Source organism: Pseudomonas syringae (assembly GCF_001698815.1).
In the GTDB taxonomy this organism is placed as follows: Bacteria; Pseudomonadota; Gammaproteobacteria; order Pseudomonadales; family Pseudomonadaceae; genus Aquipseudomonas; species Aquipseudomonas syringae_A.
Genome location: NZ_LGSI01000020.1, coordinates 1 through 13,887, shown reverse-complemented (window position 1 = coordinate 13,887; position 13,887 = coordinate 1). Strand labels below are relative to the sequence as shown.

Annotated in this window: 13 protein-coding genes and 2 pseudogenes; 9 read left to right on the top strand and 6 right to left on the bottom strand. The window is 60.1% G+C overall.

The genetic code is table 11. The features are described 5' to 3' along the window. Window positions 1–30: 30 nt before the first annotated feature. The gene (locus tag AFK24_RS04735) at window positions 31–1,365 is read right to left on the bottom strand and encodes a PLP-dependent aminotransferase family protein (RefSeq protein WP_065832142.1); all 1,335 of its coding nucleotides are present in this window, start codon (window positions 1,363–1,365) and stop codon (window positions 31–33) included. A gap of 100 nt (window positions 1,366–1,465) precedes the next feature. On the opposite strand from AFK24_RS04735, the gene AFK24_RS04730 reads away from it, so the two are divergent. Beyond that, entirely contained in the window at window positions 1,466–2,362 is an 897-nt protein-coding gene (locus tag AFK24_RS04730; RefSeq protein WP_065832141.1) for a DMT family transporter, read from the top strand. 80 nt (window positions 2,363–2,442) lie between these two features. Here the strand turns inward: AFK24_RS04730 and AFK24_RS04725 are convergent, their stop codons facing one another. After that, window positions 2,443–3,105, bottom strand: a complete 663-nt coding sequence (locus tag AFK24_RS04725) for an ATPase (protein WP_065832140.1) — start codon at window positions 3,103–3,105, stop codon at window positions 2,443–2,445. Window positions 3,106–3,314: 209 nt separating this feature from the next. Further along, window positions 3,315–3,446, bottom strand: a complete 132-nt coding sequence (locus tag AFK24_RS31800) for a hypothetical protein (protein ID WP_276204939.1) — start codon at window positions 3,444–3,446, stop codon at window positions 3,315–3,317. 73 nt (window positions 3,447–3,519) lie between these two features. Here AFK24_RS31800 and AFK24_RS04715 point away from each other — a divergent pair, with 73 nt between their 5' ends. Both AFK24_RS04715 and AFK24_RS30515 read left to right on the top strand, forming a co-directional pair. Continuing rightward, on the top strand, window positions 3,520–4,047 hold the full coding sequence (locus tag AFK24_RS04715) for a FecR domain-containing protein (RefSeq protein ID WP_240500350.1): 528 nt from the start codon (window positions 3,520–3,522) through the stop codon (window positions 4,045–4,047). Continuing rightward, entirely contained in the window at window positions 4,044–4,190 is a 147-nt protein-coding gene (locus AFK24_RS30515; protein ID WP_170826289.1) for a hypothetical protein, read from the top strand. Before AFK24_RS04715 ends, AFK24_RS30515 begins: the two co-directional genes overlap by 4 nt. A 479-nt stretch (window positions 4,191–4,669) precedes the next feature. Here the strand turns inward: AFK24_RS30515 and AFK24_RS04710 are convergent, their stop codons facing one another. The 3 genes from AFK24_RS04710 to AFK24_RS04700 all read right to left on the bottom strand — a co-directional run bounded on the left by AFK24_RS04710 (window position 4,670) and on the right by AFK24_RS04700 (window position 6,929). Further along, entirely contained in the window at window positions 4,670–5,014 is a 345-nt protein-coding gene (locus AFK24_RS04710; RefSeq protein WP_065832447.1) for a hypothetical protein, read from the bottom strand. 23 nt (window positions 5,015–5,037) lie between these two features. Further along, the gene (locus tag AFK24_RS04705) at window positions 5,038–6,072 is read right to left on the bottom strand and encodes a hypothetical protein (RefSeq protein WP_065832138.1); all 1,035 of its coding nucleotides are present in this window, start codon (window positions 6,070–6,072) and stop codon (window positions 5,038–5,040) included. A 134-nt stretch (window positions 6,073–6,206) separates the two neighbouring features. Beyond that, the gene (locus AFK24_RS04700) at window positions 6,207–6,929 is read right to left on the bottom strand and encodes a GNAT family N-acetyltransferase (protein ID WP_065832137.1); all 723 of its coding nucleotides are present in this window, start codon (window positions 6,927–6,929) and stop codon (window positions 6,207–6,209) included. A gap of 114 nt (window positions 6,930–7,043) precedes the next feature. On the opposite strand from AFK24_RS04700, the gene yghX reads away from it, so the two are divergent. The 6 genes and pseudogenes from yghX to AFK24_RS04670 all read left to right on the top strand — a co-directional run. Continuing rightward, the gene (yghX, locus tag AFK24_RS04695) at window positions 7,044–7,931 is read left to right on the top strand and encodes a YghX family hydrolase (protein WP_065832136.1); all 888 of its coding nucleotides are present in this window, start codon (window positions 7,044–7,046) and stop codon (window positions 7,929–7,931) included. A 369-nt stretch (window positions 7,932–8,300) separates the two neighbouring features. Next, entirely contained in the window at window positions 8,301–9,119 is an 819-nt protein-coding gene (locus AFK24_RS04690) for a transporter substrate-binding domain-containing protein (protein WP_170826288.1), read from the top strand. Window positions 9,120–9,146: 27 nt separating this feature from the next. Continuing rightward, complete coding sequence (locus AFK24_RS04685) at window positions 9,147–9,950, top strand: alpha/beta fold hydrolase (protein WP_065832134.1); 804 nt, start codon at window positions 9,147–9,149, stop codon at window positions 9,948–9,950. A 152-nt stretch (window positions 9,951–10,102) separates the two neighbouring features. Then, window positions 10,103–10,954, top strand: coding sequence for a CAP domain-containing protein (locus AFK24_RS04680; protein WP_065832133.1), 852 nt, complete (start codon window positions 10,103–10,105; stop codon window positions 10,952–10,954). A gap of 447 nt (window positions 10,955–11,401) precedes the next feature. Further along, window positions 11,402–11,785 (top strand): annotated as a pseudogene (locus tag AFK24_RS04675) (2Fe-2S iron-sulfur cluster-binding protein); the annotation flags it as partial. Continuing rightward, window positions 11,779–13,666 (top strand): annotated as a pseudogene (locus AFK24_RS04670) (molybdopterin cofactor-binding domain-containing protein); the annotation flags it as partial. The pseudogenes AFK24_RS04675 and AFK24_RS04670, both read left to right, overlap by 7 nt. Between the last annotated feature and the right edge of the window lie 221 nt (window positions 13,667–13,887).

The following is a 13,887-nucleotide window of genomic DNA, read 5'->3' as shown; positions in this document are numbered from 1 at the left end:
GGCGCTTCGCGAGTGGCTCAACCGGGCCACTCAATAGGCGTACTGCCCAATCACCTGCCGGACTTCAGTGAGCGCCACCTCAAGCAGCGGCAAGTCGACGGAACCCAATGCCAGCCGAATCGCGTGGGGTACAGGGCCAGACGCGACAAAAGACTCAGCCGTCGACACCGCGACATTGGCCCGCAACAGGGCAGCGGTGACCTGATCAGCGCGGACCTCCTCCGGCAGCGGCAGCCAGAGAAAATAAGAGTTGGGGTGACCGATGCAGCGCAGACCAGCCAGCACCTTTCTGGCAATCGCCTGCCGGGTCGATGCATCCTCGCGCTTCTCAATTTCGAGCCGGGCGACGGTGCCATCCTCGATCCAGCCACAGACCAGTGCAGTCATGACGCCGGGGGTATTCCAGGTCGTCGCTCTTATCGCTCGTTCGAACAGTGGCACCCAATCCAGCGGCGTGACAACAAAGCCAACGCGCAAACCTGTGGCGAGGTTTTTCGAGAAGCCGGAGACGTACACCGTCAACTCCGCTGCCAATGTCGCCAAAGGCGCCGGCGGGTTCTCTGCGAGAAAGGCATAGGCGGCATCCTCGATCAGCAACAGTCCGTGCTGTCGGGCAATACCGACCAGTCGTTCGCGCCAGGCCAGATCCAACACCCAGCCCATGGGGTTATGCAGCGTCGGCATGCTGTAGACCGCCTTGACCCGACGCCTGGCGCACAAGGTTTCAAGCGCATCCAGATCAGGCTCCCGGTCTGTTATCGGGATCGACACCAGCTCCAGACGATGCGCGTCCGCAACCACCTTGAATCCGGGGTACGTGAGCGCGTCGACGGCAATCACATCCCCCGGCTTGAACAGCGCCATGACGGTGATAGCCAAACCGTGTTGAGCGCCGCTGACAATCAGCAGCTGTTCAGCGGCGACCGCCAAGCCACGACCGGTCAGATGACGCGCCAGACACGCGCGCTCGTGCAGACGGCCGGCGTGGGGCTGATAGCGCAGCAGTGCTTCCAGATCCCCCGCCACCGCCAATTGCCGCAGCGCACCGCGCAACAGCTCAACCTGACCGGGCAGTGACGGGTAATTGAAACTGAGATCCAGCATGCCAGCCGCCACTTCCTGCTGATCAATGCCGCGCCCCGGCGGCAACGCCGTTTCCCGGACAAAGGTACCCCGCCCCGTTTCGCCGCTGATCAAACCCATGGTCTCCAGCTCGGCATAGACCCTGGACGCCGTCACCAGCGCCAGTCCCTCGCGAGCCGCCAGTTCCCGGTGCGTGGGCAAGCGGGTACCGGGCGGCAACGCGCCCGAGCGAATGTCGGCAGCGAATGCATCCACCAGGGTTTTGTAACGAGCGCGGGCCATATGAAGATGTATCCATGACGATTTTTTGATTGTCATGATCTTCAGCCATACGATGGCCAGACGCAACCGGCAATACCCCGACCACAGTGAGTGAAGCGCTATGCAACAGACCTCAAACCCGGCAATCCATGCCGACACCAAACCTGCCAGCGGATGGCTCAACGGCCTGATTGGCGTCGTCATCTTCAGTGGCTCGTTGCCCGCAACACGCCTGGCGGTCATGCAATTCGACCCGGTGTTCCTGACCGTGGCACGGGCAAACATTGCCGGCGTATTGGCGCTTGGCCTGCTGATGCTGTTGCGACAGCGGCGACCGGCCACCCATCAGCTCGTGCCCCTGGCAATCGTGGCAATGGGCGTGGTGGTCGGTTTTCCATTGCTGACGGCGCTGGCGCTGCAATACGTAACTTCAGCGCATTCCATTGTTTTCGTCGGCCTGTTGCCGCTGGCCACGGCGGTGTTTGGTGTATTGCGCGGCGGCGAACGCCCGCGTCCAGTGTTCTGGTTGTTTTCAGTGCTGGGCAGCGCGCTGGTGGTGGGATTTGCCGTGTCTCAAGGCCTCAGCGTCGCGCCAGCAGGCGACATTCTGATGTTACTGGCGATCCTCGCCTGCGGGCTGGGCTATGCCGAAGGGGCCAGGCTTTCAAAGACATTGGGCGGTTGGCAAGTGATCTGCTGGGCCTTGGTGCTGGCCCTGCCGGTCATGGCGCCGCTGGCGTGGGCCTTGAGCCCGCCGTCATTTTCGGGCATCGATCTGCCAGCGTGGCTTAGCCTGGGCTACGTCTCGGTGTTCAGCATGCTGATCGGCTTCGTGTTCTGGTATCGCGGGCTGGCCCAGGGCGGGATCGCCGCAGTCGGCCAGCTTCAGCTGCTCCAGCCATTCTTCGGCCTGACCCTGGCGGCCACACTGCTGCACGAACAGGTCAGTATCGGCATGCTCGGGGTTTGCCTTGCGGTGATCCTCTGCGTTGCGGGGGCGAAGAGGTTTTCCCGCTGATCAGACCTGTCGACTGGCCCGGTATACATGACTGGCGGGCTGACCCGGCACGTCGTCGAGGGAATCCATGCTCTGCCCTGTCAATTACTCGCCACCTGGCCGGAGGTTACCAGCGCCCTCAAAGATGCGTCGAACTGTTTCAGTGCGTTCACTTGCAGCTCTCGTTGCTGGTCCACTTGCGCGGCAATCTCCGCAGCGGCCTTGTCGTGAACCCATACCGAGGACATCTGCCTGGCACCATAACCTTCAGCCTTGCCGATGTATTGCAGGTTCGCGTCGTAAAACCTGGCAACGTAGCGCGCTTCGACCTGCGTATTGCGTTGAGTGACCAGTTGGTTATAGGTGTCGAGCATCACCACCACATCTGGCCCGGCCTGCACCAGCGTATCGAGATCCTTGTAGACGGTGACCGTGGCAAATTCCGTGTCCAGCGACTCTTTGAGCCAGCCGATTGCCAGTTGCGGATCTGAACTGTCGATGAACGCCGAGCTGATCCGCGGATCCAGCACGCCGCTCTTCTGACCTTTCACGGCGACTGAGTGATATTGCTCAAGGTAAGCCAGGTTGCTGACGGTGTTTTCGCTGTAGAGAACGCCCACTGACTGGGAATGCTGCAAGCTCGCCGCGCTGTTGGCCACCGGCAGCAAATGGCAGGACTGCGCGTCGGCAGCGTAGGAAGGTGCAGCGACAGCAGCGCCACCGGTCAATACGGCGACAAGAGCCAGCAGGGTTGAAATTCTCATCGCGCGCATTCCTTCAAAAGCTTCCGGCAGAAGCAGGTTGGTATGACGCTATCCTCCTCCTTTGCCAAAAAAACAGAACTCGCAATATTTGATGGTCACTATCAATTGAACGAATGATGCCCGGGCTTTGCTGGGCCACTGTTTATTGCTGCGGGGCGTGGGCATGAAGCGATCCGCGTGCATAATGCGACTCATTCTCAAACTAGCCTCTACCGTTTCTCATGCACGAAACCTCCCCCAACGATTGTCTGATGACTGCGCTGGCACTTCATTACGATGACTTGATCGAGCACATCCGGCAACGCTTCAAGGGTCGGCAGTTCGCCCGGGATCTGGTTCACGATGTCTGCGTCCAGGTGCTGGAGAAACCGCCACAGGAGCCCTGTCATCCAGCCTTTGGCTTTTTTGCGCAAGATGATATTCAACCGGGCGACTCTGCCCCCCTTTGCCGACGCGCTGCGCGATCAGGTGCCCTCCAGGGAAGCCCTGCTCAACGAAGCCAAGGCGTTTTCCCAGCGTCGGCGCAGGACCCGCACTGCGCTGGGCGCGGGATTATTGACTCTGGCGCTGCTGGGCGCGGTCTGGAAAGTCGATCCTGCCTGGCAGACCGAAGACGTGTGGGTCGCCAAAGGCACTCGGCAACAACTTCAGCTTCGTGATGGCAGCCAGGTCACCGTGGATTCCGGTACGCATCTGCGTATTGAACGGAGCCTGCGCAGCCGCCAGCCGGAACTGTTCGAGGGCCAGGCGCTGTTCAGCGTGGTACATGCCGACACGCCTTTCATCGTGCGCAGCCAAGGCGTCGAGGTCCGCGACATTGGGACTGTGTTCAGCGTGCGCAGTGATAAACGCGATGTTGATGTGGCCGTGCTGGAAGGGGGAAACCACCGAGGGTACCGTGAACATCACCGGCCCTTTCACCCTCGGGGGTCGCGAGCATGAACTGGTGGCCGGGCATCTACAAAGCCATCGACGGCGCGACCACCAAAGGCGTGGAACTGGAACTGACCGGCCTGGGCAACTTCGATACCACCTACTACGGCGAGCCGCGCAATCTGATGCTGACCACCAGGTGGGATTTTTAGAGGCTGCCGCGCAGCAGGCGTAGCGCGAACGCTGTGTGGAATTCATTGGGGGCCAATGTCTCGCCAACAAGTTGGCTCCTACAGCGACGCGGCTGACTTGACACTGAAACTCGCACGCCCGTTGGAGGCTTGCTGTAGGACCGGCTTTAGCCGGGAGGGCAATTGACGCCTTCGCGACTAAAGTCGCTCCTACGGCCGATTCGCGGGCAAGCCTCNCTTTAGCCGGGAGGGCAATTGACGCCTTCGCGACTAAAGTCGCTCCTACGGCCGATTCGCGGGCAAGCCTCGCTCCAACAGATTCTCAATACTTTGTGGGACCAGATTTATCCGGGAAGGTGCCGGTTCTGGCAGTCCTTTGTAGATACCGTCTTGACCCTCATCGTGCAAGCGCGATGAGGGTCAAGACGGTATCTACAGTGCGAGGCGATTTTGCAGGTGGCGCCATTAGTTGTTGGTGCCACCCGATTCTGACCAGCACCTCACTCAGCCCGAAAATCCCAGACAATCTCCACCATGCGAAATGCCAGGATCAGATACACCACGCAGAAAATCACTTGCACCGCCCGATGATGGGGAAGCCTCGCTAGCCGGTTCAGGCCGTCACTGATGTTGAGCAGCATCAGCAGCGCGGAAATCCCGATCAACACCCACCCGGAAATAGTCGCCCCCGCAAGCCCCATGAACACTTCATGTTGAGAACGCAGGACATTGGTCCCCGCCGCGAACAACAAGGCGCAGACCAGCAGATTCTTGACGTTGTCAAAGATCTTGGTATTCAGGTCCAGGTCCAGCTGGTGCACATAACGTTTCCAGAGTTTTCGCATCATCACGGTCTCAGGTTGAATGGCTACTGACGCTCGTGCTGTTTGGGTGGTGAATAAACCGTAGCTGACAGCGCAGGACGCGCCGCCAGATTTGTTTCGATCTGTCCGGACAAGTAATAGACCGCCGCCATGACGCCGGTCTCCCGGTTCTTCATGATGCCCAGCCATGCACCGTCGAAAGCGGTGCCCAGGTTGTGCCGCAGTTGGGCTTCCATTTCCGCTCGGTCACTTTCGTGAGCCATTGCGCGATATCCCGCCACGCCCACGGAAATCAGCAAGCCAGCTACCCGCCCGGCCGCCGCTGCCGCAGCACTGGCTACGCCCCGGCTGGCAAACTGTGCCTGGAGCTTTTCACTCGTGCGCTTGGCGACGGAGGCCATGGCTTCCTGGGATGACTGAACCCTGGCCGTGTGAATCTTGTCCTGCAATGCAAGCCAGGCAGGAAGCACCGTCAGTGGCACGGAACGAACCAGCTGATACAGCGAGGCATTGCGCGGTGGCGGAGGACCGAGGGTGATCGCCAGCACGCCATTCAGATGCTGGTTCATTTGCTCGGCCGGTACGCCATGGCGCTGAGCGATGCGTTGAAAGTGCTGGCCCAGCAGCTGCACATAGAACTGCGTCGATTCCTGCATGATCGCGTCCGGATCAATCTCCACCGCGACCGGCGCGAGAACGCGACCGCGATACTGTTCCTGCAGATAAACCGCCAATCGATTCGCCGAAGCATCCTGATCGTCCCCCGCGCTCATGCTATACCAACCGACTTTCATGGCCAGCCATTCCTGGGTCCAGTAGCTGCTGAACCACGGAATGAACGCCTCTTCAGTCTGCTCGTATACCCGCAGACGCCAATGGTCCATGGAACCACGGGCGTAAACACCGGCCTGTCCGGCCGCATCCTGCGATGCGGCAATGATCTCTACGTCGACCTGCCGCCAGGTGTTCTGCGAAATCACAATCGGCGGCGCTGGCGGGGCAAGCGGTGCGGTTGCGCAGCCCGTCAGCAGCAGCACCAGGCCAACGATCAAGGCAATGCTTACGGAGCGCAGATTCAAAATTGCGATCTCCTGCAAGGTTGAATGCGTGTGAGCCCTACCCGCCCGGATGGGTTTTAGCCACGCAGCGTTGAGTATAGGTGGACAATTTTCGGCGAGAAATTGCCTGACCAGACGCCAGCGCGGGCTGACATCTAGACCAATCGCGGCCCCGGCAGCGGGTTCTGCACAGCCGCATCGCCAAGACGCTCCTGGACGAATGCCCGCGCCTGTCGGGTCATCTGGTCCAGATGCCGGTCACGCTGTTTCTCGGCATCGACCATCGCCCGCTTGCCATGTTGTTGCAGCAAGTAGGTGTGAATCTGCCGCACTTCCAGCGAGTTGTAGATCGGCGCGATATCCAGCACCGCCAGCAGGCCGTCGGTGCCATGGTCGCGTGTGTTCATCAATACCTGCGGGCCGCGCGCGCCCACTACCTGAAAGCCCAGCGCCTCGAAATACGGCACTTTGGCAATGAAACACGCCAGTTCAGCATGGGGATATCGGCTGAGCACTGTCTGCAACATCGCGCGCGCGACGCCCTGATGACGATGTCTGGCCTGCACCGCCATGTAGGCCACTGCACAGGCTTGAGGATCGTCCTGCACCGGCAAATACAGCAGAAACCCGATCACGGTTTCCGGCTCCTGTTCGTCCGTAGCGACGATCAATTCAACCGGTATGCCCCGGGAACCGTCCATCGCCTGCAAGTACAAATGCACTTCGTAGCCAATGCCGTATTGATAGAGGTTGTACAGCGGATTGCTGGGCGCGATGGCGACCATGCTGATATCGGTCACGTAATCGACCACCATTTGCATGATCTGACTGTTGATGGCCTCTGGTGGTGGCGTTTCATAGCGGGTGACGATGGACATGCGCGATTGTGGCTCCGGAAAGGCTGGATGCGCCCATCATACCCGTCTGACTTTATTGGCCGTTACCGCAAACATTGCTTTAATAAGGCGACACCCGCCCAAGGAGAGCAGTAGATGGAACGTCTCACCGCGAAAGATTTTTCCCCGGAACTGCTCGAACTTTACGACTTCTACGCCCATGGCAAGATCAACCGCCGGGAGTTTCTCGACCGCGCGGCGGCGTTCACGTTGGCGGGGCTGACGGCTGGCGCCATGCTCAGCGCCTTGAGCCCCAACTACGCGCTGGCGCAACAGGTGGAATTCACCGATCCCGATATCGTCGCCGAGTACATTTCCTATCCATCTCCCAAGGGGCATGGCCATGTGCGGGGGTACCTGGTGCGCCCGACCAAAGCCAGCGGCAAAGTGCCGGGCGTGGTCGTCGTACATGAGAATCGCGGGCTCAACCCCTACATTGAAGACGTCGCACGGCGCGTGGCGAAGGCCGGGTTCATCGCCCTGGCGCCGGACGGCCTTTCCTCGGTCGGCGGCTACCCCGGCAACGACGACAAAGGCCGCGAACTGCAGGAAAAGGTTGATCCGGAAAAACTCATGAATGATTTCTTCGCCGCCATTGAATGGCTGATGGCGAATGATTCCACCACAGGGAAAATCGGCATCACCGGGTTCTGCTACGGCGGCGGCGTCGCCAATGCCGCTGCGGTGGCCTACCCCGAGCTGGCGGCGGCTGTACCGTTTTACGGACGTCAGCCCAAAGCTGACGATGTTGCGAGGATCAAGGCTCCGCTGCTGCTGCACTACGGAGAACTGGACACACGCATCAATGAAGGCTGGCCAGCGTATGAAAAGTCCTTGAAAGCCGCTGGCAAAACCTATGAAGCTTATATTTACCCAGGCGCCAATCATGGATTCCACAATGATTCCACGCCTCGCTACGACGAAGCCGCCGCCAAACTGGCCTGGGACAGAACCCTGGACTGGTTCCGCAAGTATCTGGTTTAGGGCACGAACTTATTGGGGGAGCAAGCTTGCTCGCGAAGCAGCGTACCGACGCTGCACCTCGCCAACAAGTTGGCTCCCACAACCCGGTTTCTGCTGCTTTATTGCCTTGCCAAATATTCAATATAAACAATGGTGAATTGCCCGCCCGTTGATACTTTTATACAAATAAGGCGCTTTATTAAGCCTTGTCGCCACTGCCGTTTACACCTTGTGTTAAACATAAACAGTCCTAGAGCTGACACCACCGCTGCACTATTTTGAATACCGCCTTGTACCACCCGAATTGCCTATTGCGCCGTCTCATCCGGCCAATCCTTTTTTGCGTGCATGAGGTAGTCAATGTCATCTCGACGATTTCAAAAACTTGTAATGAGTGCAGCAGTTACGCTGGCGTTATCCAACGCTGTCGCAGCAGAAGTGACTGATGATCCAACGATCAAATTGCCCGCGAGTCTCCAGGCCAGCAAAACCCTGAAAATCGCCTTGTTTGCCGGGTTTCCGCCCATGGCATCCAAGGTCCCGGAAACCGGCGAACTGGTCGGCATCGATGTTGACCTGGCGAACTACGTCGGCAAGCGTCTCGGCGTGGCGATCCAATGGGAGGACGTATCCTACGAGTCGGCAATCAATTCCCTGATGACCGGCCGCGTCGACATGGCTTTTAGCTTGCTGGATGCGCCTGAGGCTGCGGATCGCCTGGATTATCTGCCTTATCTGACGTCCGGCATGCAGCCTTATGCGTTGGCGAGTCACGCACCCATTGCCACTGCCGAGGATATTTGCGGCCTGAAAGTCGGCGCCAATCGGCGTAATGCGTTCGATGCGGCAATGAAAAAATGGAGCGACACCCACTGCGTCGCCAAGGGCAAACCGGCCATTGAAGTCCACTCCACCGACGGTACCGCCATGGCCCGCCTGGACCTGAAACAGGCACGGGTCGATGTTGCCGTGCAGAGCAGCGAATCAGTTCCCGCAACCATGGCACTGGAGAAAAGCACCTATGTCACCATCGGCAAGCCGCTGAGCTCGCTGTTTATTGTTGCCGGTTTCCCAAAACAGTCACATGAATTGCGCGACGCGGTCTCTGCGGCATTGCAGGACGCGGTCAAAGACGGCAGCTACGCGACAATGCTGGCTAAATACAACCTGACCGACAATACGGCCGCGAAGACCATCACCACGCACTGAAAGACCCTTGCCGGTCAGGAGTGAAGCATGTCCAGCGCCGAACTGTCCTGGGGCCGTTTGTATTACGAAGACGCTGGAAGCGGCATGCCGTTGCTGCTGATCTCGGGACTCAACGGCCTGGCGCGCCCCTGGACCGGCATCGTCTCATCACTGGCCACCCAGTTTCGCGTGATTACCCATGACCATCGCGGCCTTGGGGCCAGTGATGGCTGGGACGGGCCTTACAGCGTCGAGCAAATGGTCGCCGATGTGCTGGCGCTGATGGATCGCCTGCACATCAACCGCGCGCATATCGTCGGCCATTCGCTAGGCGGTGCCGTGGCCCAAGCGCTAGCGGTCGAGCACCCCGAACGCGTGGCTGGGCTGGTGATCTACGCCAGTTGGTGCGGGCCGGAGCCTTATTTCTGCCGGGTCATGAACATGCGCCGGGAAATGCTCACCGGCCTGGGCGTCGAGGCCTTCGTGCGCACCGGCCCGATCGGGATTTACCCGCCGGACTGGATCGCCCGCAACGACGCCGCGCTGAGCGCTGGATTTGAAGCGTCATGCGCAGCCTTTCCCGGCACCGACGTGATGCTGCGGCGCATCGATGCCTGCCTCGCCCATGACCGCCGGGCAAGCATTAGCCAGATTGCTGCGCCGACGCTGGTGCTGGGTTTGCAGGATGACATGAGCACCCCCGCCCATTGCTCGGAAGAAATTGCCGCGCTGATCAGCCACTCTCAACTCAAGCTGCTGCCTTACGGCGGGCATAACGCGCATCTGGTGGTACCGCGACTGATTCACCAGGCGATCAGCGAGTTTCTGCTCGGATTAAGCGTGAAGTGTTGAACGCCTGAAGCCCGCGCTCAGCTGTTCCAACCCGGTTGAATCTTCGTGTCTGCGGGCTTTTCAGGGGAACGATTTGGCCTGAGCGAAATCCCTTTGTGCCTGATGCGAGAAAATTGCGCATGATAGGCGCACTCAGCTCAAGGGAGAGGTTCATGGGATTCATTTCATCCGCGCTGCGTCTGACAGCGCTTTTGCTCGGGCTGTTGCTCGCCACCTCCGCCGTGGCGAGCGAGGAAACGCAGTTGATCGACTCGATCAATGCCTACCGCAGTCAGGGTCAGCGCTGCGCAGACGAGGTTTCCCTTGAGTTGCCGCCGCTGGTAAGCGATCCGCGTCTGGTGTTGTCCGGCAACAGTGTCGGTGACCTGCAAAAGGCGCTGGCGCGGGCGACTTATCCGATGGTCAATGTGCAGGCGATCAGCCTTTCCGGCCCTCGCGATGCCAAGGCGGCCATGGGTGTGGTGCTGGAAAGCTTCTGTCAGGTGGTGCTGGACCCGCAATTCGTCGATATCGGTGTCAGCCGCGAAGGCCGTGACTGGCGCATCGTCCTGGCGCGTCCACTGCTGGCGGCGCGTCTGGGCGACTGGCAGGCGGAGGGCCAGAAGCTGCTGGAAATGATCAACCGCGCGCGCACCCAGCCACGTCAGTGTGGCGGCCAGGAGTTCGCCGCAGCCTCCCCGTTGAGCTGGAATGCAACCTTGGGCAGCGCGGCCCAGAGCCATAGCCGAATCATGGCCAACAACAATTTCTTCGATCACATCGACCGTGACGGCCGCACGCCGGGCGACCGGGCCGAGCTGGCAGGCTACGTCGGGCAACAGATCGGCGAAAACATCGCCGCCGGCCAGGATTCAGTGCGCAAGGTGCTGGATGGCTGGCTGGCAAGCCCTGGCCACTGCGCCAACCTGATGAACCCGCAATACCGCGACCTGGGCGCTGCCTATGCGACCGACCCGAAAAGCGATGCTGGAATTTACTGGACAGCGATGTTTGGTAGTCAGTGAGGCGTTTGGCATCAGCAGATACGTTGGAGCGAGGCTTGACCGCGCCGGAACACAATCCAAGGTTATGCCAGCCTCTGGGAGAGGACTTGTCCTCGATGGCTGTCATTGCAGCACTGCATGTGGGTCAGGCGGATCAGGGTCGTCTGGGCTGGCTATCGAGGACAAGTCCTCTCCTACAAGGCCCCTTTTCACACTTCTTTGTACATCGGAATATTACAAACCGCCGTCACATCCTCTGCGCTTAACCCCCCGCCCCTGTCTCCCGGCACTCTTACGGATTCATGACTCCTGCTCATGACTCTATGTCGCCACGCCTCTAAAACTTATCGAAAAATCGTCGAGTCATAACCTGATGCACTCCATTTGCCAAGCCGGAGACCGTTCAACGGCGCGTAGACGCCGCTAAATCATTCCACAGGAATTGACCTAATGGACAACCGTGATCTGATGCCGATTACCCGGCGTAAATTTCTTATCGTGGGCGCCGTGACCGCTACGGCGGTCGCCCTTCCCCCTTTTATTTCCGCACAAGCCTCTACTGCCAATCAGGCACGCCCGGTCAGCAACACAATAACGATGACCGTCAACGGCACCGCGCGGGACATGAACCTCGACACGCGCACCACGCTGCTCGATGCGCTGCGTGAGCATCTGCAGCTGTCGGGCACCAAGAAAGGTTGCGACCACGGCCAGTGCGGCGCCTGCACAGTGATCGCCAACGGCAGGCGAATCAATTCGTGCCTGACCCTGGCCGTCATGCACCAGGGCTCGAAAATCACCACCATCGAAGGTCTTGGCACCCCGGACCAGCTGCATCCCATGCAGGCCGCGCGCCTTATGCGTATGAACAACACGAGGCCGTGCCTGATCAGGCCTATGGCTATGTGGTGACCTCAGCCATCGCCAAGGGACGCATTGCCTCGATCGATCTGGATGCTGCGAACGCTGCATCCGGCGTGCTAGGGATTGTCACAGCGGCCAATTCGGGCAAGCTCGGCAAAGGCAAATACAACACCGCCCACCTACTCGCCGGTCCGGAGACTCAGCATTACCATCAGGCCGTCGCGCTGGTGGTGGCGGAAACCTTCGAACAGGCGCGCTGCGCCGCACAACTGGTGCGCGTGGAATATGTCCGCGCCAATGGCCAATACGATCTGTCTGCCGCGCGCGCGTCGGCAGTGGAACCCAAGGAAGAAATGCCGGACACCCGTCGCGGAAATTTCGAGACGGCGTTCAGCGCCGCAGCGGTCCAACTCGATGCGACCTACACCACGCCCGATCAATCCCACGCCATGATGGAGCCCCACGCGACGATGGCGGCTTGGGAAGGCGACAAACTCACCCTGTGGACCTCCAACCAGATGATCGCCTGGAGCGTTGGCGATGTCGCGACCACCCTGGCCATGCCCAAGGAAAACGTGCGGCTGATCTCGCCGTACATCGGCGAGGGCTTCGGCGGCAAACTGTTTGTCAGGTCCGATGCGATATTGGCGGCCCTTGGCGCGAAGCTGACCGGCAGACCGGTGAAGGTTGCCCTGGCCCGTCCGCAGATGATGAACAACACCACGCATCGGCCCGCGACCATCCAGCGCATCCGTATTGGCACGGACAAGGACGGCAAGATCAGCGCCATCGCCCACGAAGGCTGGTCAGGTGACCTGGCGGGCGGCGGTATCGAAAAGGCCGCGCAGCCGACCCAGTTTCTGTATGCCGGGGATAACCGTCTGACCGCCATGCGCCTGGCCACCCTGGATTTGCCCGAAGGCAATGCCATGCGCGCCCCCGGCGAAACGCCCGGCTTGATGACCCTGGAAATCGCCATGGATGAAATGGCCGAAAAGCTCGGCATTGATCCCATCGAATTCCGGGTAATAAACGACACTCAGGTCGATCCCGGCAACCCGGAGCGTCCGTTTTCCCAGCGCAATCTGATCCAGTGCCTGCGTACCGGCGCTGATCGTTTCGGCTGGAACAAACGCCACTCCGAGCCCGGGACGCAGCGCGAAGGTCGCTGGCTGATCGGCATGGGCGTCGCGGCAGCCTATCGCAACAACGCGCTGATGAAATCCGGGGCCCGCGTGCGGCTGGACCGCGACGGCACGGTCATCGTTGAAACCGACATGACCGATATCGGCACCGGCAGCTACACGATCATCGCCCAGACGGCGGCGGAAATGATGGGCGTCACGCTGGATGACGTGGTGGTTCGCCTGGGTGACTCCAGTTATCCCGTTTCGGCCGATTCCGGCGGCCAGTTCGGCGCCAACTGCTCCACGGCGGGGGTCTATGCCGCCTGCGTGAAATTGCGCGAGGCCGTGACCCAACGTCTGGGCTTTAGCGCTCTGCGCCGCCGGGCGGATCCTGAATCCGACTTCGGCGCGCAGTCAGGTTATCGGCGCGATGACCATGGGCGTCGGTGCCGCGCTGATGGAAGAGCTCGCGGTGGACAAGCGGTTGGGGTTCTTCGTCAACCATGACCTGGCCAGCTATGAAGTGCCGGTGCATGCGGATATCCCCCATCAAGAGGTGATTTTCCTCGATGAGACCGACCCGATATCCTCGCCCATGAAAGCCAAAGGGGCTGGCGAACTGGGCCTGTGCGGGGTCAGCGCGACTATTGCCAACGCGATCTACAACGCCACCGGCGCCCGGGTCCGGGAATACCCGATCACCCTGGACAAGGTGCTGCGCTCGTTGCCGGAAATGATCTAAGTGCAGACGCGTTGGAGCGAGCGGGCCCGCGAATCGGTATTCCAGTTGATATTTCTATCACCTGAGATGACGCCTTCGCGGGCAAGCCTCCAACGGGACGCAGATTCGCTGCGTGCAAAGTGGCAACGCAGATCAGGCCTAGGGTGACCAGAATGAATTCCGGACGATTGTCGGCTATCCGATTCCGATGCTTTGAGGGGCTGTCACTCGTACGGAACTCG

Bases quoted from the DNA above. Each gene is read 5' to 3' on its own strand.
- AFK24_RS04680 (WP_065832133.1), top strand. From the start codon at position 10,103: ATGGGATTCATTTCATCCGCGCTGCGTCTGACAGCGCTTTTGCTCGGG.
- AFK24_RS04725 (WP_065832140.1), bottom strand. From the start codon at position 3,105: ATGAGAATTTCAACCCTGCTGGCTCTTGTCGCCGTATTGACCGGTGGC.
- AFK24_RS04710 (WP_065832447.1), bottom strand. From the start codon at position 5,014: ATGCGAAAACTCTGGAAACGTTATGTGCACCAGCTGGACCTGGACCTG.
- AFK24_RS30515 (WP_170826289.1), top strand. From the start codon at position 4,044: ATGAACTGGTGGCCGGGCATCTACAAAGCCATCGACGGCGCGACCACC.
- AFK24_RS04690 (WP_170826288.1), top strand. From the start codon at position 8,301: ATGAGTGCAGCAGTTACGCTGGCGTTATCCAACGCTGTCGCAGCAGAA.
- yghX (WP_065832136.1), top strand. From the start codon at position 7,044: ATGGAACGTCTCACCGCGAAAGATTTTTCCCCGGAACTGCTCGAACTT.
- AFK24_RS04715 (WP_240500350.1), top strand. From the start codon at position 3,520: ATGATATTCAACCGGGCGACTCTGCCCCCCTTTGCCGACGCGCTGCGC.
- AFK24_RS04700 (WP_065832137.1), bottom strand. From the start codon at position 6,929: ATGTCCATCGTCACCCGCTATGAAACGCCACCACCAGAGGCCATCAAC.
- AFK24_RS04735 (WP_065832142.1), bottom strand. From the start codon at position 1,365: ATGGCCCGCGCTCGTTACAAAACCCTGGTGGATGCATTCGCTGCCGAC.
- AFK24_RS04730 (WP_065832141.1), top strand. From the start codon at position 1,466: ATGCAACAGACCTCAAACCCGGCAATCCATGCCGACACCAAACCTGCC.
- AFK24_RS04685 (WP_065832134.1), top strand. From the start codon at position 9,147: ATGTCCAGCGCCGAACTGTCCTGGGGCCGTTTGTATTACGAAGACGCT.